At 69.6% G+C, this 17868-nt stretch carries 19 protein-coding genes; 17 read left to right on the top strand and 2 right to left on the bottom strand.

The window, feature by feature from the left end; translation table 11 throughout:
* Positions 1–39 precede the first annotated feature (39 nt).
* From A5700_RS13920 to A5700_RS13900, 5 genes are all read left to right on the top strand, one after another.
* Positions 40–363, top strand: coding sequence for a DUF732 domain-containing protein (locus A5700_RS13920; RefSeq protein WP_068075043.1), 324 nt, complete (start codon positions 40–42; stop codon positions 361–363).
* Positions 364–448: 85 nt separating this feature from the next.
* Positions 449–769: a DUF732 domain-containing protein gene (locus A5700_RS13915; RefSeq protein WP_068075046.1), complete on the top strand. Its 321-nt coding sequence runs from the start codon at positions 449–451 to the stop codon at positions 767–769.
* Positions 770–904: 135 nt separating this feature from the next.
* Positions 905–1621, top strand: coding sequence for an MgtC/SapB family protein (locus A5700_RS13910; RefSeq protein ID WP_068075049.1), 717 nt, complete (start codon positions 905–907; stop codon positions 1619–1621).
* A 54-nt stretch (positions 1622–1675) separates the two neighbouring features.
* On the top strand, positions 1676–2620 hold the full coding sequence (locus A5700_RS13905; RefSeq protein ID WP_068075051.1) for a sterol desaturase family protein: 945 nt from the start codon (positions 1676–1678) through the stop codon (positions 2618–2620).
* 103 nt (positions 2621–2723) lie between these two features.
* Positions 2724–3401, top strand: a complete 678-nt coding sequence (locus tag A5700_RS13900) for a hypothetical protein (protein ID WP_068075054.1) — start codon at positions 2724–2726, stop codon at positions 3399–3401.
* Here A5700_RS13900 and A5700_RS13895 read toward each other — a convergent pair.
* Positions 3398–3853 carry a nitroreductase family deazaflavin-dependent oxidoreductase gene (locus A5700_RS13895; protein ID WP_068075056.1) on the bottom strand — a complete coding sequence of 152 codons (456 nt, stop codon included), beginning with the start codon at positions 3851–3853 and terminating at the stop codon, positions 3398–3400. The two genes, A5700_RS13900 and A5700_RS13895, sit on opposite strands and share 4 nt — an antisense overlap.
* 110 nt (positions 3854–3963) lie before the next feature.
* On the opposite strand from A5700_RS13895, the gene A5700_RS13890 reads away from it, so the two are divergent.
* From A5700_RS13890 to A5700_RS13880, 3 genes are all read left to right on the top strand, one after another.
* Positions 3964–4647 (top strand): TetR/AcrR family transcriptional regulator, encoded by a 684-nt coding sequence (locus A5700_RS13890; protein WP_068075059.1) that lies wholly within the window; start codon positions 3964–3966, stop codon positions 4645–4647.
* 125 nt (positions 4648–4772) lie between these two features.
* On the top strand, positions 4773–5273 hold the full coding sequence (locus A5700_RS13885; protein ID WP_068075063.1) for a VOC family protein: 501 nt from the start codon (positions 4773–4775) through the stop codon (positions 5271–5273).
* A gap of 46 nt (positions 5274–5319) precedes the next feature.
* On the top strand, positions 5320–6807 hold the full coding sequence (locus A5700_RS13880) for an FAD-binding protein (protein ID WP_068075178.1): 1488 nt from the start codon (positions 5320–5322) through the stop codon (positions 6805–6807).
* A gap of 62 nt (positions 6808–6869) precedes the next feature.
* Here the strand turns inward: A5700_RS13880 and A5700_RS13875 are convergent, their stop codons facing one another.
* On the bottom strand, positions 6870–8789 hold the full coding sequence (locus A5700_RS13875; protein ID WP_068075066.1) for an ABC transporter ATP-binding protein/permease: 1920 nt from the start codon (positions 8787–8789) through the stop codon (positions 6870–6872).
* Between the two features lie 106 nt (positions 8790–8895).
* On the opposite strand from A5700_RS13875, the gene A5700_RS13870 reads away from it, so the two are divergent.
* From A5700_RS13870 to A5700_RS13830, 9 genes are all read left to right on the top strand, one after another.
* The gene (locus A5700_RS13870) at positions 8896–10539 is read left to right on the top strand and encodes an acetolactate synthase (protein ID WP_068075069.1); all 1644 of its coding nucleotides are present in this window, start codon (positions 8896–8898) and stop codon (positions 10537–10539) included.
* Between the two features lie 62 nt (positions 10540–10601).
* Positions 10602–12938, top strand: a complete 2337-nt coding sequence (secA2, locus tag A5700_RS13865) for an accessory Sec system translocase SecA2 (protein ID WP_068075071.1) — start codon at positions 10602–10604, stop codon at positions 12936–12938.
* 102 nt (positions 12939–13040) lie between these two features.
* A complete protein-coding gene (locus A5700_RS13860) occupies positions 13041–13670 on the top strand; it encodes a CDP-alcohol phosphatidyltransferase family protein (RefSeq protein ID WP_068075074.1) in 630 nt (209 codons plus the stop codon).
* Positions 13663–14589, top strand: coding sequence for a DUF881 domain-containing protein (locus A5700_RS13855; RefSeq protein ID WP_068075077.1), 927 nt, complete (start codon positions 13663–13665; stop codon positions 14587–14589). The genes A5700_RS13860 and A5700_RS13855 overlap by 8 nt, the downstream gene beginning before the upstream one ends.
* 70 nt (positions 14590–14659) lie before the next feature.
* Positions 14660–14992 carry a small basic family protein gene (locus A5700_RS13850; RefSeq protein WP_068075079.1) on the top strand — a complete coding sequence of 111 codons (333 nt, stop codon included), beginning with the start codon at positions 14660–14662 and terminating at the stop codon, positions 14990–14992.
* A gap of 97 nt (positions 14993–15089) precedes the next feature.
* A complete protein-coding gene (locus A5700_RS13845) occupies positions 15090–15887 on the top strand; it encodes a DUF881 domain-containing protein (protein ID WP_231973934.1) in 798 nt (265 codons plus the stop codon).
* A 31-nt stretch (positions 15888–15918) separates the two neighbouring features.
* Positions 15919–16317, top strand: coding sequence for a glycine cleavage system protein GcvH (gene gcvH / locus A5700_RS13840; RefSeq protein ID WP_068075086.1), 399 nt, complete (start codon positions 15919–15921; stop codon positions 16315–16317).
* 253 nt (positions 16318–16570) lie between these two features.
* Complete coding sequence (gene garA, locus A5700_RS13835; protein WP_369828272.1) at positions 16571–17032, top strand: glycogen accumulation regulator GarA; 462 nt, start codon at positions 16571–16573, stop codon at positions 17030–17032.
* A complete protein-coding gene (locus A5700_RS13830) occupies positions 17032–17769 on the top strand; it encodes a MerR family transcriptional regulator (RefSeq protein WP_068075092.1) in 738 nt (245 codons plus the stop codon). Before garA ends, A5700_RS13830 begins: the two co-directional genes overlap by 1 nt.
* Positions 17770–17868 lie beyond the last annotated feature (99 nt).

Raw genomic sequence — 17868 nt, 5'->3', positions numbered from 1 at the left:
CGATTCGCTGTCTCAACAACGATCCGAGGGAGAGCCACAATGAAACGAGTGCTGGCGCTGGTGAGCGCGGCCGCCATGATCGGGCTCGCGGCCCCCGCGCAGGCCGCCCCGCCGCCCGAACCCGACGGCGACGACGGGGCTTTCATCGCCGCGCTGCAGCAGGCCGGTTTCACCTATTCCAGCCCCGGATCGGCCGTCGCCGCGGGCCGGGCGGTGTGTTCCTGCCTGAACAACGGCGAGTCCGGCCTGGAGCTGGTGCACGACGTGAAGACGCACAACCCCGGCATGGACATGGAGATGGCGTCGAACTTCGCCGTCATCTCCGCGCAGTACTACTGCCCGCACCACCTGTCGAAGGCCTGAGCCGCGGCGCGAATACCGTTGTGTCGCCGAAGGATTGGTGGGTGAACACAACGGACGAACCGGCGGCGTGCGACAATCGACCGCTATGAGACCGTGGCCGGCGCTGTGCTGCCTCGCAGTCGCCGCGGCGCTCGCGGCGCCCGCTCGCGGCGAACCGGATGCCGGCGACGCCGACCAGGCCGGTTTCCTTGCGTCGCTGAGCACCGCGGGTATCACGTACAAGACCCCGGACGCCGCCGTGCAATTCGCCAAGGCGGTGTGCCAGGCGATGGGCGGCGGCGAACGCGGTCCGCAGATGGTCGACGACCTGAAGAACCAGAACCCAGGCCTCACGACCGACCACGCCACCTCGTTCGTGGCGATCGCGGCGAAATACTATTGCCCGCAGCAACTCAACCATCAGTAGCCGGCCGGCCGCCGGCTGCGGCGCCTTGCAGGTTGCGGCCGCGTGGCCGTCCGGCGCCCGGTCTGTCTCCGGGTCATCTGCCGTTCACCTGGGCGTGGTTAGCTCCGCGCGAATTCGGGGGTTAGGAGGGGGCCGGTGGAGACGTTGAGCGTGCTCGACTTCGCGCTGCGGCTCGGCGTCGGCGTCGGTTGCGGCGCGCTCATCGGGCTGGAACGCCAATGGCGCGCGCGGCGGGCGGGCCTGCGCACCAACGCCCTCGTCGCCGCCGGGGCCACGCTGTTCGTGCTGTACGCCGCCGCGACCACCGACAGCAGCCCCACCCGCGTCGCGTCGTACGTGGTGTCGGGCATCGGCTTCCTCGGCGGTGGCGTCATCCTGCGCGAGGGCGTCAACGTACGGGGCCTGAACACCGCGGCCACCCTGTGGTGCTCGGCGGCGATCGGGGTGCTGGCGGCGTCCGGGCATCTCGTGTTCACGCTGATCGGCACCTGCACGGTCATCGGCATCCACGTCCTGGGCCGCCCCCTGGGCCGGTTGATCGATCGCGACGGCACCGCCGACGAGGACGAGAGCCTGCAGCCCTACCTGGTCCAGGTGATCTGCCGCCCCAAACACGAGAAGTACGCGCGCGCCCAGATCGTCCAGCACGCCGGCAGCAACGACATCACGCTGCGCGGCGTCCACACCGGCGAGCCGGCGAACGACGAGATCACCCTGACCGCGCATCTGCTGATGAGTGGCGACGTGCCGGCCCGACTGGAGCGGCTGGTCGCGGAGCTCTCGCTGCAACCCGGGGTGCGCGCGGTTCAGTGGTACGCCGGCAACCAGGCGCAGTCCGACGACCGGAGCTGACGTTGCGGGCGGAAGGCGACCGACCGCGCCCGCGGTGGTCGTAGTCTTAGCTGCGTGAGCGCCCTGACCGGTTTCCTCGCCGCGCTGCCCGCGCCGATGCGGGACCCGGTGTTGTTCGCCATCCCGTTCTTTTTGACGCTGTTGATCCTCGAGTGGATGGCGGCGCGCAAGCTGGAACGCCTGGTCGCCGAAGCAGACGACGCCGGCAGGCCGGCCGCCGGCGCGTACCTCACGCGAGACTCGCTCGCCAGCATCTCGATGGGGCTCGTCTCCGTCGCCACCACCGCCGCCTGGAAGACCCTGGCCCTGCTGGGCTACGCCGCGCTCTACGCGTACGTGGCGCCCTGGCACCTCTCGGCCACCCGCTGGTACACGTGGGTCGTCGCCCTCGTGGGCGTGGACCTGCTCTACTACGCGTATCACCGGATCGCCCACCGGGTCCGGCTGATCTGGGCGACCCACCAGGCGCACCACTCCAGCGAGTACTTCAACTTCGCCACCGCGCTGCGTCAGAAGTGGAACAACAGCGGCGAGATCCTGATGTGGACTCCGCTACCGCTGTTGGGGATCCCGCCGTGGCTGGTGTTCTTCAGCTTCTCGGTCAGCCTCATCTACCAGTTCTGGGTGCACACCGAACGGATCGGCAAGCTGCCGCGGCCCTTCGAGTTCATCTTCAACACGCCGTCGCACCATCGCGTCCACCACGGTAGAGACCAGCTCTACCTGGACAAGAACTACGGCGGCATCCTCATCGTGTGGGACCGCCTGTTCGGCAGCTTCCAGGCGGAGGTCTTCCGGCCGCACTACGGCCTGACCAAACCGGTGGACACCTTCAACGTCTGGAAGCTGCAGACCCACGAATACGCGGCTATCGGCCGCGATTGGCGCGCGGCGACCCGGCTGCGCGATCGGCTGGGCTACGTGTTCGGGCCGCCCGGCTGGTCGCCCCGCGGAGCCCGCCGCCTCGACGACGCCGCGGCGGCCGTGACCGTTCTGTAACATCGGCGCCGGCCGGTGCGAAAAGCTGAAGGTGGGGGCGTTACGCCAGGTTGAGTTACACAGCCTCGGCCCCCGTCGGTATCGGCTCGATGGATCGGAGTTGATGGTGCATCGCCTGGCAATGAGCGCATTCGCCGTATCGATAACGGTTGCCGCGCTGGCCCAATCCGTGTCGCCGGCCCCCGCCAAGGCCGACCCTGTCGCGGTCTATCCCGGTATGGAGATCCGGCAAGACAACCGCGTCTGCACCCTGGGCTACGTCGACCCCGGTCTGAAGATCGCCTTCACCGCGGGACACTGCCGCAGCGGCGGAGGCGTCGTCACCGACCGCGGCGGCGCGGTGATCGGCCGCCTGGCCGCTTTCCGGGACAACACTCCCAGCGGGACCACGGTCACCACCGACCAGAACATCGCCGACTACGAGGCCATCGTGTTGGACAACGGCGTGGCGGCCAACAACGTGCTGCCGGGCGGCCGTTCGCTGGTGTCGAGCCCGTCCGTGGCGCCGGCACCCGGGCAAGCGGTCTGCCATTTCGGCGTCAGCACCGGCGAGACCTGCGGCACGGTGGAAAGCGTCAACAACGGCTGGTTCACGATGTCGCACGGCGTGCAAAGCCACAACGGGGACTCCGGCGGGCCGGTATACCTCGCTGCCAGCGGCGGTCCGACGCAGATCGTGGGCATCTTCAACAGCGTCTGGGGCGACCTGCCCGCGGCGGTGTCGTGGCCGGCCACCTCCCAGGAGGTTCGGGAGGACATGGGCGTCGGCGGCCCGGCCTAGCCGGACGTGCCGGCCGGTGTCAGCGCGAACACCGGGATGGTGGGGGCGACGGCGCGCATCTGGTCGTCGCCGCTGTCGGGGGTCAGGCCGCCGACGTAATCCTTGACCTGCCAATACCACCGGCGCAGGTAACGCCGCAGGATCTCGGGTTTGCGGGCGTCCTCGACCTCGGTGACCCGCGCGGGCCGGCGCCGCCAGCGGGGGCCCAGTTCGACGACGCCCGCGGCCCTGACGTTGCGGGCCCACTGCGTGTTGCCGCGCGGGGATACCAGGTAGTCGACGCCGTCGACGGTCAACAGGTTGATCACCACGGACCGGGGCCGGCCGGACTTGCGGCCGCGGACCCGCAGCGCGCGGGTCCCGGCGACGCTGATTCCGGCTTCGGCGAGCCAGCGGATCACCGCGTTACCGGCGCGGGCGGCCCTATTCGGTTCGTCGTATCGGGTCGTCATGACATGCCTCCCGGGGGCTGGTGAGAGCGGTGCTCTCGTTAGCGGTAACGGTTCCACAAACGTTGCGGGGAAACAAGAGCGGTGATCTCGGTTGTGCGAGACTGGGCCGCGTGGGCAAGCGCCAGGAGACCCGGGACCAGATCGAGGCGCGCATCGTCGAGCTCGGTCGGCGCCAACTGGTGGAGCGCGGCGCGGCCGGGCTGTCGGTGCGCGCGATCGCCCGCGAGCTGGGCATGGTGTCCTCGGCGGTGTACCGCTACGTGTCGAGTCGCGACGAGCTGGTGACTTTGCTGCTCGTCGACGCCTACACCGACCTTGCCGACTCCGTGGACCGGGCCCGCGAATCCGTGGGCGACCTGTGGAGCGACGACGTCATCGCGATCGCGCGGGCGGCGCGGCGGTGGGCTGTCGCTCACCCCGCCCGCTGGGCGTTGCTCTACGGCAGCCCCGTGCCGGGGTACCACGCGCCGCCGGAACGCACGGTGGCCGTCGGCACGCGCGTCGTGGTGGCGCTGTTCGACGCGATGGCTGCCGGGATCGCCACCGGAGACATTCGGTTGACCAACGTCGTTGCACCGCAGCCGATGTCATCGGATTTCCAACGCCTCCGCCGGGAATTCGGGTTTCCCGGCGACGATCAGCTGGTCGCCAAGTGCTTCCTGCTGTGGGCGGGCGTGCTCGGCGCCATCAGCATGGAGGTCTTCGGCCAGTACGGCGCCAACACGCTGACGGACCCGGAGTCGGTGTTCGACGCGCAGCTGTCGATGTTGGTCGGTGTGCTCGGCCAGCACTAGTGGGCGTCGGGTCACACCGAATTAGAACGTGTTCATGCGACATCGCGCCGCCTCGCGCGGCTGGGTGCGGCAAAGTTTTCCCGGCCCCTTCTGGCATGGGAACGACTGGACTATCCTGCGAGACGATGACGCTTCCCGCTCAGTCTCCGACGCAGATCGCCTGGGTTACCGCAGACCTGGACGCCACCGAAAGGGCCCTCACCGGCCTATTAGGCGCTAAGAAGTGGGTCCGTATCCCCGAGGTCCACTTTGCTCCGGATTCGTGCAGCTACCGCGGACGCCCGGCGGACTTCGTTGCCAGCATCTCGCTGAGCTACCTCGGCGACATGCAGTTGGAGCTGATCCAACCGGTCAGCGGGGAGAACATCTATAGTGACTTCCTGGCTGCGTGCGGGCCGGGCTTACACCACATCTGCATGGAAGCCGAGAGTCCCGAGCAGTTCGAGGCGGCGTTGAGCGACGCCGCGGACCGAGGCGCTCCGGTAGTGCAACAGGGCGTCATGGCCGGCGGCATCCAGTTCGCCTACGTGGCGGCGCCCCAGGCCGGGGTTCCGTTCGTCGAGATCGCCTACATCGCGCCCGAAATGCGGGCGTTCTACGACTACATCAAACAGGAGCAGCGGTGAGCGATCGCGACACCGCAAACGCCGGCGAGGACAAGGAGTGGCACCGATGAGCACGGAGATACCCGCAACGATCCGCGCGAGCGACGTGACGTCGTGGTCCGAGGACGTCGACGTGGTGGTGATCGGCTTCGGGATCGCCGGCGGCTGCGCCGCCGTCAGCGCGGCCGCCGCCGGCGCGCGGGTGCTGGTGCTCGAGCGCGCGGCAGCGGCAGGGGGCACCACCTCGCTGGCGGGGGGCCACTTCTATCTGGGCGGGGGGACGGCCGTGCAGGAGGCGACCGGGCACCCCGACTCGGCGGAAGAGATGTACAAGTACCTGGTCGCCGCGTCCCGCGAGCCCGAGCTCGACAAGATCCGCACCTACTGCGAGGGCAGCGTCGAGCACTTCAACTGGTTGGAGGACTTGGGTTTTCAGTTCGAGCGCAGCTTCTACCCCGGCAAGGTGGTGGTGCCGCCGGGCACCGAGGGGCTGAGCTACACGGGCAACGAGAAGGTGTGGCCGTTCTGCGAGCTGGCCGTCCCCGCGCCGCGGGGGCATTCCGTTCCCGTTCCCGGGGAGTTGGGGGGCGCCGCCATGGTCATCGAGTTACTCGTCAAACGCGCCAACGACCTCGGGGTGCAGGTGCGCTACGAGACGGGTGCCACCAACCTCGTCGTCGAGGACGACGGCACGGTGGTCGGTGTCGCGTGGAAACACTTCACCGAGACGGGCGCGGTCAAAGCCAAGGCGGTCATCATCGCGGCCGGCGGGTTCGCGATGAACGACGAGATGGTCGCCGAGCACACGCCCGCGCTGGGCCAGCCGCGGCGCACCAAGCACCACGGCCTGGTCGCGCCCTACATCCTGGGCAATCCGAACGACGACGGGCTGGGCATTCGGCTGGGCGTCTCGGCCGGCGGGGCCACCCGGCACATGGATGAACTGTTCATCACCGCGGCGGCCTACCCGCCGGAAATCCTGTTGACCGGCGTGATCGTCAACAAGGACGGCAAGCGATTCGTCGCCGAGGATTCCTACCACTCCCGCACGTCGGCGTTCGTGCTGGAGCAGCCGGAGCAGACCGCGTACCTGATCGTCGACGAGGCGCACACCGAGATGCCCGCGATGCCGCTGATCCGCTTCCTCGACGGCTACGAGACGATCGCAGAACTCGAAGAGGCGCTGGGCATTCCGGCGGGCAACCTCGCCGCGACCCTGGAGCGCTACAACAAGCTCGCGGCCGCCGGTGAAGACCCGGACTTCCACAAGCAGCCGGAATACCTCGCGCCTCAAGACCACGGGCCGTGGGCGGTGTTCGACCTGTCGCTCGGGCGCGCCATGTACTCGGGGTTCACCATCGGCGGCCTGTCGGTCACCGTGGACGGCGAGGTGCAACGCGAGGACCGCAGCATCGTGCCCGGGCTTTACGCGGCGGGCGCGGGCGCGGCTAATCTCGCCCAGGACGGCAAGGGCTATGCCAGCGGCACGCAACTGGGGGAGGGCTCGTTCTTCGGTCGCCGCGCCGGAGCGCACGCGGCCCGCAGGGCCGGGTAAGCGGTAGGCGCGGATCCGATGTGGGCGCCGGAGCGCACGCGGCCCGCAGGGCCGGGTGAGCGCTATACCTTGGCGGGCTCCGAGCCGACCGGTCCGAGGCGCCACTGACCGCCGCCGAGCAGTTGCAGCTCTTGCGAGTGATGCTGCTCGATGGCCCGCCGGTGGCTGACGCTGACGACGACGCAGTCCGGCAACTCGCTGCGCAGCAGTTGGTACAAGGCGTATTCCAGGCCCTCGTCGAGCGCGGAGGTCGCCTCGTCGAGGAACACCGCCTTCGGCTTGGTCAGCAGGATGCGCCCGAAGGCGACGCGCTGCTGCTCGCCGGGGGAGAGCACCTTGGCCCAGTCGCGCTCTTCGTCGAGCCGGTCGATCAGGGGCGCCAGCGCCACCTTGGTCAGCGTCTCCCGTAACGCCTCGTCGGGGACGCCGTCGGGCGAATTCGGGTAGCAGACCACGGTGCGCAGGCTGCCGAGCGGCACGTACGGCAACTGCGACAGGAACATCGTGGCGTTCTCGCCGTCCGGGCGGCACAGGATTCCCGAGGCATAGGGCCACAACTCGGCCAGGCTGCGCAGCAACGTGGTCTTGCCGGTGCCGGAGCGCCCGGTGATCACCAGCGAGTCACCGGTGTCCAGCTGCACGTCGAGCGAGTCGATCAGCTGGTCGCCGTCCGGCGTGCGCACCTCCACGTGGGCCAGCTCGACGGCGGTGTCCTCGCTCGGCTTGACCAGCAACGCCGGCAGGGCGCGACCCTTGGCGTTGGCGTCGACCAGCCCGTGCAGACGGATGATGGCCGCTCGGAAGGCGGCGAAGGCGTCGTAGTTGTTCCGGAAGAACGACAGCGAGTCGCTGATGTTGCCGAACGCCGTCGAGGTCTGGCTGACGTCACCGAAGTCGATCTTGCCGGCGAACAGCCGGGGCGCCTGGATGATGTACGGCAACGGCACGATGGCCTGCGACACCGACCAGTTCCAGCCGTTGAAGATGATGCTCCGGCGGACGAACTTGCGGTAGTTGTCGATGATCGGGGTGAAGCGGCGCCACAGCTGCGCCCGCTCGACGCGCTCGCCGCGGTAGAACCCGACCGCTTCGGCGGCGTCGCGCAGGCGCACCAGGCCGTACCGGAAAGCGGCGTTGAGCTTTTCGTTGTTGAAGCTGAGCCAGATCAGCGGCCGCCCCAGCCACACCGCCACCAAGGTGGCGATCAGGACGTAGAACACCACCGTCCAGAACATGACGCGGGGGAATTGCACGCCGAAGATGGTGAGGCTGCCCGACAGGTTCCACAGGATCGCGGCGAAGGAGATGACCGACGCCACGGCGTTGACGGCCCCGAACAGCAGCGTACTTCCGGTGCCGTTGGACGGGATGTTGGGCGTGCCGCCGGCGTTGGCGGTGAAGATGTCGATGTCCTGCTGAATACGCTGGTCGGGGTTGTCAATCGTGTTGTCGATGAACAGGTCTCGGTAGTAGGCGCGGCCGCTGAGCCAATCGTCGGTCAGGTGGGCGGTCAGCCAGATGCGCCACGCGATGATGAACCGCTGCGTCAGGTAGATGTCGGCCATGAACCGCATGACGTACAGGGTCGCCAAGAGCACGAAGATGGCGATCGACACCCAGAAGCCGTGAATGCCAGAGTTTCTGACCTGCTCGTTGTCCGCGGCCGTCCCCTGAAACGCCTTCTGGACGGCGGTGAACAGGTCGTTGCCCTGGTAGCTGAGCAGCACGGTCAGGCGCACCGACATCAGGACCGACAGCAACAAGACGCCGAGCATGGCCCACACCTTGACGCTGGGTCGGCCGACGAAGTACCCGCCGGTGATCCGCCAGAACTGGCGGCCCCACGGGGTGAAGTAGCGGAGCGCGAACAGCACGACGACGAGGCTGATGGCGCCGATCGCCCACGCTATGGCGAGCCACCGCAACGAGTCCACGAGTGCCGCCGACCAGTCGATGGACGGCGTGAACGGCTTGGGGCCCAAGGTCGACCTCTCCTTCGAATGCTGGTAGCCAAAGGCTGGTGGCCGGAGTAGTCCGCATCAGTAATCCTCCGGCGAAGGTACCGGAAGCGGTGGATAGGCTGCGCAGATGAGCACCGACGCCGCCCCCACCCAGACCGTGCACGCCGGCCGACTGGTCGCGCGCCGGCTCAAGGCCAGCGGTCTGGACACCGTCTTCACGCTGTCCGGGGGCCACCTGTTCTCTATCTACGACGGCTGCCGCGACGAGGGTATCCGGCTCATCGACACCCGCCATGAGCAGACCGCGGCCTTCGCCGCCGAGGGCTGGTCGAAGGTGACCCGGGTGCCCGGGGTGGCCGCGTTGACCGCGGGCCCCGGCGTCACCAACGGCATGAGCGCCATGGCCGCCGCACAGCAGAACCAGTCACCCCTGGTGGTACTGGGCGGTCGCGCGCCCGCCGGGCGCTGGGGCATGGGCTCGCTGCAGGAGATCGACCACGTGCCGTTCGTGGCGCCGCTGACCCGGTTCGCGGCCACCGCGCAATCGGCGGACGCTGCCGGCCGGCTGGTCGACGACGCGCTGCGGGCGGCCGTCGGCGCGCCCTCGGGCGTCGGGTTCGTCGATTTCCCCATGGACCACGTGTTTTCGGCGTCCGACGACGACGGTCGGCCCGGAGCCCTGGCCGACCTGCCGGCCGGGCCGGTGCCCGACGGCGAAGCGCTGAGCCGGGCCGCGGCCCTGCTGTCCGCCGCCCGCCGACCCGTCATCATGGCGGGCACCAACGTCTGGTGGGGCCACGGTGAGGCGGCGCTGCTGCGCCTGGCCGAGGAACGGCAGATCCCGGTGCTGATGAACGGCATGGCCCGGGGCGCGGTGCCGGCCGACCATCCGCTGGCGTTCTCGCGGGTGCGCGGGAAGGCGTTGGGAGAGGCCGACGTTGCGCTCATCGTCGGTGTGCCGATGGATTTCCGCCTCGGATTCGGGGCGGTGTTCGGGTCGCAGACCAAGCTGATCGTTGCCGACCGGGCCGAACCCGAACGCAAGCATCCCCGGCCCGTCGAGGCCGAGCTGTACGGGGACCTGTTGTCGATCTTCGCGGGGCTGGCCCCGGGGCGGGGGTCCGACCACCGGGACTGGATCGACGAGCTGCGCGAGGCGGAGACCGCGGCACGCGGACGCGAGCAGGCGGAGCTGGGCGACGACCGGGCGCCGCTGCACCCGATGCGCGTCTACGCCGAGCTGGCCCCGATGCTCGACCGGAACGCCATCGTCGTCATCGACGCGGGCGACTTCGGCTCCTACGCCGGCCGCATGATCGACAGCTTCCAGCCGGGCTGCTGGCTGGACAGCGGGCCCTTCGGCTGCCTGGGCTCGGGCCCCGGCTACGCGCTGGCCGCCAAGCTGGCCCGGCCCGACCGGCAGGTGGTGTTGCTGCAAGGCGACGGCGCGTTCGGGTTCAGCGGCATGGAGTGGGACACCCTGGTGCGGCACAACGTGCCGGTGGTCTCGGTGATCGGCAACAACGGCATCTGGGGCCTGGAGAAGCACCCCATGGAAGCCCTCTACGGCTACTCGGTGGTGGCCGAGCTGCGCCCGCAGACCCGCTACGACGAGGTGGTTCGCGCGCTCGGCGGCCACGGCGAGCTGGTCGCGGCGCCGGGCGAGCTGCGACCCGCGCTGGAACGGGCGTTCGCCAGCGGCCTGCCGGCGGTGGTCAACGTGCTCACCGATCCGGCGGTCGCCTACCCGCGCCGATCCAACCTGGCCTGACGCGCGGCGCGACGAGCGGCCGGCTCGCCGGTCGACGGTGCCGCACCGCGTACCGTTGACCTGTGCCAAAGACGACCCGCGCCCAACCCGGCCGGCTGAGCAGCCGATTCTGGAAGCTGCTCGGCGCCAGCACCGAGAAGAACCGCAACCGCTCGCTGTCCCAGGTCACCGACGCCTCGGATTACGACAAGGAGGCGGCCGACCTCAACGATGAGCAGCTGCGCAAGGCCGCCGGGCTGCTCAACCTCGACGAGCTGGCGGAGTCCGAGGACATCCCGCAGTTCCTCGCCATTGCGCGGGAGGCCGCGGAGCGGGCCACCGGGTTGCGCCCCTTCGACGTGCAGCTGCTGGGGGCGCTGCGGATGCTGGCCGGCGACGTGATCGAGATGGCGACGGGTGAGGGCAAGACCCTGGCCGGGGCCATCGCCGCCGCGGGCTACGCCCTGGCCGGGCGGCACGTGCACGTCGTCACCATCAACGACTACCTGGCCCGCCGCGACGCGGAGTGGATGGCCCCGCTGATCGAGGCCATGGGGCTGACGGTCGGCTGGATCACCGCCGAATCCACGGGGGCGGAACGCAAGACCGCGTACGGCTGCGACGTCACCTACGCCTCGGTCAACGAGATCGGCTTCGACGTCCTGCGCGACCAGCTGGTGACCGACGTCGACGACCTGGTCTCGCCCAACCCCGACGTGGCCCTCATCGACGAGGCCGATTCCGTGCTGGTCGACGAGGCGCTGGTGCCGCTGGTACTGGCCGGCACCAGCCACCGGGAGACGCCGCGGCTGGAGGTCATCAAGCTGGTCGGGGAGCTGGTCAGCGACCCCGAAGCCGACAAGTACTTCGCCACCGACGCCGACAGCCGCAACGTGCACCTGACCGACGCCGGCGCGCGTCGGCTCGAAAAGGCGCTCGGCGGCATCGACCTGTACTCCGAGGAGCACGTGGTCACCACGCTGACCGAGGTCAACGTCGCCCTGCACGCGCACGTGCTGCTGCAGCGCGACGTCCACTACATCGTCCGCGACGGCGCGGTGCACCTGATCAACGCCTCCCGCGGGCGCATCGCGCAGTTGCAGCGCTGGCCCGACGGCCTGCAGGCGGCGGTGGAGGCCAAGGAAGGCATCGAGACCACCGAGACGGGCGAGGTGCTGGACACCATCACCGTGCAGGCGCTCATCAACCGGTACAAGACGGTGTGCGGCATGACCGGCACCGCGCTGGCCGCCGGCGAGCAGCTGCGCCAGTTCTATCGGCTCGGGGTGTCGCCGATCCCGCCGAATGAACCCAACATTCGCGAGGATGAATCCGACCGCGTCTACATCACGGCCGCCGCCAAGAACGACGCGATCGTCGCGCACATCGCCGAGGTGCACGAGACCGGACAGCCGGTGTTGGTGGGCACCCGGGACGTGGCCGAGTCCGAGGACCTGCACGAGCGGCTGCTGCGCCGCGACGTGCCCGCGGTGGTGCTCAACGCGAAGAACGACGCCGAGGAGGCGCAGGTCATCGCGGAGGCCGGCAAGTTCGGCGTGGTCACGGTCTCCACGCAGATGGCCGGGCGCGGCACCGACATCCGGCTGGGCGGCTCGGACGAGGCGGATCACGAGCGGGTCGCCGAGCTGGGCGGGTTGCACGTGGTGGGCACCGGGCGGCACCACACCGAGCGGCTGGACAACCAGCTGCGCGGTCGCGCCGGGCGCCAGGGTGACCCCGGCTCGTCGGTGTTCTTCTCCAGCTGGGAGGACGAGGTCGTCAGCGCCAACCTGGACCACAACAAGCTGCCGATGGAGACCGACGAGGACGGGCGGATTCTCAGTGCCAAGGCCGCCGGGCTGCTCGACCACGCGCAGCGCGTCGCCGAGGGCCGGATGCTGGACGTGCACGCCAACACCTGGCGCTACAACCAGCTGATCGCCCAGCAGCGCGCCATCATCGTCGATCGGCGCAACACGTTGCTGCGCACGCCCACCGCCCGCGAAGAGCTGGCCGAGCTGGCGCCCAAGCGCTACAAGGAGCTGGCGGAGGACGTCTCCGAGGACCGGCTGGAAACGATCTGCCGGTTGATCATGCTCTACCACCTCGACCGTGGCTGGGCCGACCACCTGGCCTACCTGGCCGACATCCGCGAGAGCATCCACCTGCGGGCGCTGGGCCGCCAGAACCCGCTGGACGAGTTTCACCGGCTGGCGGTCGACGCCTTCGCGTCGCTGGCCGCCGACGCCATCGAGGCCGCCCAGCAGACCTTCGAGACCGCGAACGTCCTGGAAGACGAGCCCGGGCTGGACCTGTCCAAGCTGGCGCGGCCGACCTCGACGTGGACCTACATGGTCAACGACAACCCGCTGTCCGACGACACGCTGTCCACGCTGAGCCTGCCCGGGGTGTTCCGCTAGGGGGGCCGACGTCACCCGGCGTCGGACTCGAGTGCCCGATTGCCCGCCTCCTCGGCGGTCCGCGCTGCGGACCGCGTCGTCGCCGGGCTAGTGTCTCGGCTCATGGAGCCGGTGCTTCCGCCCAACCGGGTGCTGACGGTCCCCAACGCGTTGAGCGTCATCCGCTTGGTGCTCATCCCGGTGTTCGCCTACGCGCTGCTGGTCGCACACGCCCACGGCTGGGCCGTGGCGATCCTGATGTTCAGCGGCGCCTCGGACTGGGCCGACGGCAAGATCGCTCGCCTGCTCGACCAGTCCTCGCGGCTGGGCATCCTGCTGGACCCGGCGGTCGACCGCCTCTACATGGTGGCCGTACCCGTCATCCTCGCTTGGGCGGGGATCGTGCCCTGGTGGTTCGTCATCGTCCTGCTGGCCCGCGACGGGCTGCTGGCCGCGACGCTGCCGGTGCTGTGGGGTCGCGGGCTGTCGGCGTTGCCGGTCACCTACATCGGTAAGGGCGCGACGTTCGCGCTGATGTCGGGGTTCCCGCTGGTGCTGCTCGGCACCTGGGACGCGTTGTGGAGCCGGGTGGTCGGCGCCTGCGGCTGGGCCTTCCTCGTCTGGGGCATGTACGCCTACCTGTGGGCGTTCGCCCAGTACGTGTTCCAGATGGTCCTGGTGGTGCGCCGCCTGCCCAAGGTGGACCGCGCCGCCCGCCGCCAGGCCATGTCGGAAGCGGTCGAGAATGGCTGACACCGACCGACTGCTCGGCGGTTACGACCCCAACGCGGGACGAAGCGCGCACCTCGCGGCGCGACCGCAGCTCATTCCCGTGCCCTCGCTGCTGCGCGCCCTGCTTTCCGAGCACCTCGATCCCGGTTACGCCGCGGCCGCCGCCAGGCGCGCCGACGCGCCGGCGCCCCGCGGTGCGCGCGGCCGCCTCGGCGCCTGGGGCTGGCAGGCGTTGGCGGCGGTGCTGATCGCCGCCGTGTTCGCCGCGGCGGTCGCGCAGGCCCGGTCGGTGGCGCCCGGTGTGCGCAGCGCCCAGCAGCTGCTGCTGGGCAACGTGCGGTCCAGCGAGGACACCGCGGCCAAACTGGCGCAGCGACGCGGCGAGTTGACCAGCCGGGTCGACGACGTGCAGCGGCACGCGCTGGCCGACAACGCCGAGGGGCAACGGCTGCTGGCCCGCCTCGACGCGCTGGGCCTCGCGGCGGCCAGCACCGCGGTCATCGGGCCCGGGCTCAAGGTGACCGTCACCGACCCCGGCGCCGGCCCGAACCTGTCCGACGTCTCCAAGCAGCGTGTCGGCGGCAGCCGCCAGATCATCCTCGACCGCGACCTGCAGCTGGTCGTCAACTCGCTGTGGGCCAGCGGCGCCGAAGCCATCTCGGTCGGCGGCGTGCGGGTGGGACCGAACGTGACCATCCGGCAGGCCGGGGGAGCGATCCTGGTGGACAACAACCCGACCGGCAGCCCGTACGCCATCCTGGCGGTCGGCCCGCCACGCGCGATGCGCGACGTCTTCGACCAGAGCCCCGGCCTGCAGCGGCTGCGGCTGCTGCAGATCTCCTACGGCGTGGTGGTCACGGTGGACACCGCCGACGGCCTGACGCTGCCCGCCGGTTCGGTGCGAGATGTCAAGTTCGCCAGGGAGATTGGGCCATCGTGAGCGGTTGGACAACGGGGGTGAGGATGCGCCGTGCAGGCGCGGCCGGGGATCCGCGGGCGGGGCGGCGGGCATGATCGGTGTCGCGGCGCTGGCGATCGGCATCGTGCTCGGTCTGGTCTTTCATCCCGCGGTGCCCGAGGTCGTCCAGCCGTATCTGCCGATCGCCGTGGTCGCGGCGCTGGACGCGGTGTTCGGGGGATTGCGGGCCTACCTGGAGCGCATCTTCGACCCCAAGGTCTTCGTGATCTCGTTCGTGTTCAACGTTTTCGTCGCGGCGCTGATCGTCTACGTCGGTGACCAACTGGGCGTGGGCACGCAGCTTTCGACGGCCATCATCGTCGTGTTGGGCATCCGGATCTTCGGCAACGCCGCCGCACTGCGGCGACGGTTGTTCGGGGCGTGACCCGCGATGCGCCGCGAAGCGACAAGGAGGTGAGCGCGAGGTGAGCCGCGACCCGTCGGACCCCGACGCCGGCGACACCGCCGAGGGCGCCGAATCCGTGGACGGCGCAACCCGACACGGCCGCCACGAGCTGCCCGCGAAGAGTCCCCGCCCGCAGATCGGGCCGCTACGCCGGACGGGCTTTTCGGGCGCGCTGCGCGGCGGCCGCTCCCGCCTGGGCTTCGGGGCGCTTGCCGTGCTGCTGTGCCTGCTGCTCGGCATCGCCATCGTCACGCAGGTGCGGCAGACCGAATCCGGCGACTCGCTGGAAACCGCCCGTCCCGCAGACCTATTGGTGTTGCTGGACTCCCTGCGCCAGCGTGAGGGCACCCTGAACACCGAAGTGGACGAGCTGCAGAACACGCTGAACGCGTTGCAGGCCTCCGGCAACAACGATCAGGCGGCCGTGGCGGCCGCGCGGGCGCGGCTGGCGGCGCTGTCCATCCTGGTGGGCGCGGTGGGGGCGACCGGCCCGGGCGCCACCGTCGCGATCGACGACCCGGGGCCGGGCGTTTCGCCCGAGACGATGCTCGACGTGATCAACGAGCTGCGCGCCGCGGGCGCCGAGGCGATCGAGGTCAACGACGCGCACCAGTCCGTGCGAGTCGGCGTCGACACCTGGGTGGTGGGCGCGCCCGGGTCGCTGATCATCGACACCAGGACGCTATCGCCGCCGTATTCCATTCTGGCGATTGGTGATCCGCCCACCCTGGCCGCGGCGATGAACATCCCGGGCGGCGCGGAGGACAGCGTCAAGCGCGTCGGTGCGCGGATGTCGGTCCAGCAGGCCGACCGGGTGGACATCACCACCTTGCGGCAACCAAAACCGCACCAATACGCTCAGCCGGTCAAGTGAGCACCATCGGAAGAACAGAACAGGATCACCCGTGAGCGAAATCCCGCCGGATCTGCACTACACCGTTGAGCACGAGTGGGTCCGCCGCAGCGCGGATGACACGGCGCGGGTGGGCATCACCGACTTCGCGCAGTCGGCGCTGGGCGACGTGGTCTACGTGCAGCTGCCCGACGTGGGTACCGAGCTGACCGCGGGGGAATCGTTCGGTGAGGTCGAGTCGACGAAGTCGGTCTCGGACCTCTACGCCCCGGTGTCGGGCACCGTGTCGGCGGTCAACGGCGACCTGGAGGGCAGCCCGCAGCTGGTCAACTCCGATCCCTACGGCGCGGGCTGGCTGCTCGAAGTGCAGGTGCCGGATGCCGCGGAATTGGAGTCGACCATTTCGTCGCTGCTGGATGCCGAGGCCTACCGCGGCACACTGACCGAGTGACGGTGCTAATGTCCCTGCCAGCCCGCACAGCGAACCCAGCGGTGCAGCCGGCCAACGGGGGGAATCGGACTTCGGATCGTCGGGTGGTGGGCGCATCGTCGAACGGTGCGCGGTACCGTCGACAGATCGGCATTCGAAAGCACGAGGACCCCCTGATCGGCATACCGGGCGAACGAACCGAATGGGAAGCCGGCCCCGAGCGGCCCGGTCAGACAACGCCACAGCGGCCAGTGAGGAGCAGCGCGTGACGGACATGGACAACGACCAGGATTCTGACGAAGTCACGGTGGAGACGACGTCCGTCTTCCGTGCCGACTTCCTGAACGAACTGGACGCTCCCGCCCAGAGCGGCGCCGAGAGCGCCGTCTCCGGAGTCGAGGGACTTCCGGCGGGGTCGGCGCTGCTGGTCGTCAAGCGCGGTCCGAACGCCGGATCGCGCTTCCTGCTCGACCAGCCCACCACGTCCGCCGGTCGGCACCCCGACAGCGACATCTTCCTCGACGACGTGACGGTCAGCCGCCGGCACGCCGAATTCAGGCTGGAAAACAACGAATTCAGCGTCGTCGACGTTGGTAGTCTGAACGGCACCTACGTCAACCGGGAGCCCGTGGATTCCGCGGTGCTGGCCAACGGCGACGAAGTGCAGATCGGCAAGTTCCGCTTGGTGTTTCTGACCGGGCCCAAGCAGGGTGAGGACGGAGGATCTTCAGGCTAGTGAGCGCACCCGATAGCTCGGCGCTTGCCGGGATGTCGATTGGGGCGGTCCTGGAACTGCTGAGGCCGGACTTCCCCGATGTCACCATCTCCAAGATTCGCTTCCTGGAGGCCGAGGGGTTGGTGACGCCGCAGCGCGCCGCGTCGGGCTATCGAAGGTTCACCGCATACGACTGCGCGCGGTTGCGGTTCATCCTCACCGCCCAACGCGATCACTACCTGCCGCTCAAGGTCATCCGGGCCCAGCTCGACGCCCAGCCCGACGGGGAGCTGCCCACCGTCGGTTCGCCCTCGCCGTACTCCGCCCCGCGCCTGGTGTCGGTCCCCGCCGGGGACGGCTCGGACGCCGCGGCGGTGGCCCCGCCCCGCGTGCGGCTCAGTCGCGAAGACCTGCTGGAACGTTCAGGGGTCGACGGGGAGCTGCTGACGGCGCTGCTCAAGGCCGGGGTGATCACCACCGGCCCCGGCGGTTTCTTCGACGAGCACGCGGTGGTCATCCTGCAGTGCGCGCGGGCGCTGTCGGACTACGGGGTCGAACCGCGCCATCTGCGCGCGTTTCGCTCGGCGGCCGACCGGCAGTCCGACCTCATCGCCCAGATCGCCGGGCCGTTGGTGAAAGCCGATAAGGCCGGCGCGCGGGACCGCGCCGACGACCTTGCTCGCGAGGTCGCGGCCCTCGCGATCACCCTGCACACTTCGCTGATCAAATCCGCCGTTCGCGACGTTCTGCATCGCTGAGGACTAGACTTTCGGTCGACAGCTTGGTTACGGCAGCATGGCGATTTCTTCGACACCGCCGTCGCTTTCGTTAACCGGATCCGACACGGCACCGTCAAT

This window comes from Mycobacterium sp. E1214, assembly GCF_001666755.1.
GTDB lineage: Bacteria > Actinomycetota > Actinomycetes > Mycobacteriales > Mycobacteriaceae > Mycobacterium.
This window is presented reverse-complemented; position numbering and strand designations above follow the sequence as displayed.

Bases quoted from the DNA above. Each gene is read 5' to 3' on its own strand.
- A5700_RS13920 (WP_068075043.1), top strand. From the start codon at position 40: ATGAAACGAGTGCTGGCGCTGGTGAGCGCGGCCGCCATGATCGGGCTC.
- A5700_RS13915 (WP_068075046.1), top strand. From the start codon at position 449: ATGAGACCGTGGCCGGCGCTGTGCTGCCTCGCAGTCGCCGCGGCGCTC.
- A5700_RS13900 (WP_068075054.1), top strand. From the start codon at position 2,724: ATGGTGCATCGCCTGGCAATGAGCGCATTCGCCGTATCGATAACGGTT.
- A5700_RS13895 (WP_068075056.1), bottom strand. From the start codon at position 3,853: ATGACGACCCGATACGACGAACCGAATAGGGCCGCCCGCGCCGGTAAC.
- A5700_RS13885 (WP_068075063.1), top strand. From the start codon at position 4,773: ATGACGCTTCCCGCTCAGTCTCCGACGCAGATCGCCTGGGTTACCGCA.
- A5700_RS13880 (WP_068075178.1), top strand. From the start codon at position 5,320: ATGAGCACGGAGATACCCGCAACGATCCGCGCGAGCGACGTGACGTCG.
- A5700_RS13870 (WP_068075069.1), top strand. From the start codon at position 8,896: ATGAGCACCGACGCCGCCCCCACCCAGACCGTGCACGCCGGCCGACTG.
- A5700_RS13860 (WP_068075074.1), top strand. From the start codon at position 13,041: ATGGAGCCGGTGCTTCCGCCCAACCGGGTGCTGACGGTCCCCAACGCG.
- A5700_RS13855 (WP_068075077.1), top strand. From the start codon at position 13,663: ATGGCTGACACCGACCGACTGCTCGGCGGTTACGACCCCAACGCGGGA.
- A5700_RS13850 (WP_068075079.1), top strand. From the start codon at position 14,660: ATGATCGGTGTCGCGGCGCTGGCGATCGGCATCGTGCTCGGTCTGGTC.
- garA (WP_369828272.1), top strand. From the start codon at position 16,571: ATGGACAACGACCAGGATTCTGACGAAGTCACGGTGGAGACGACGTCC.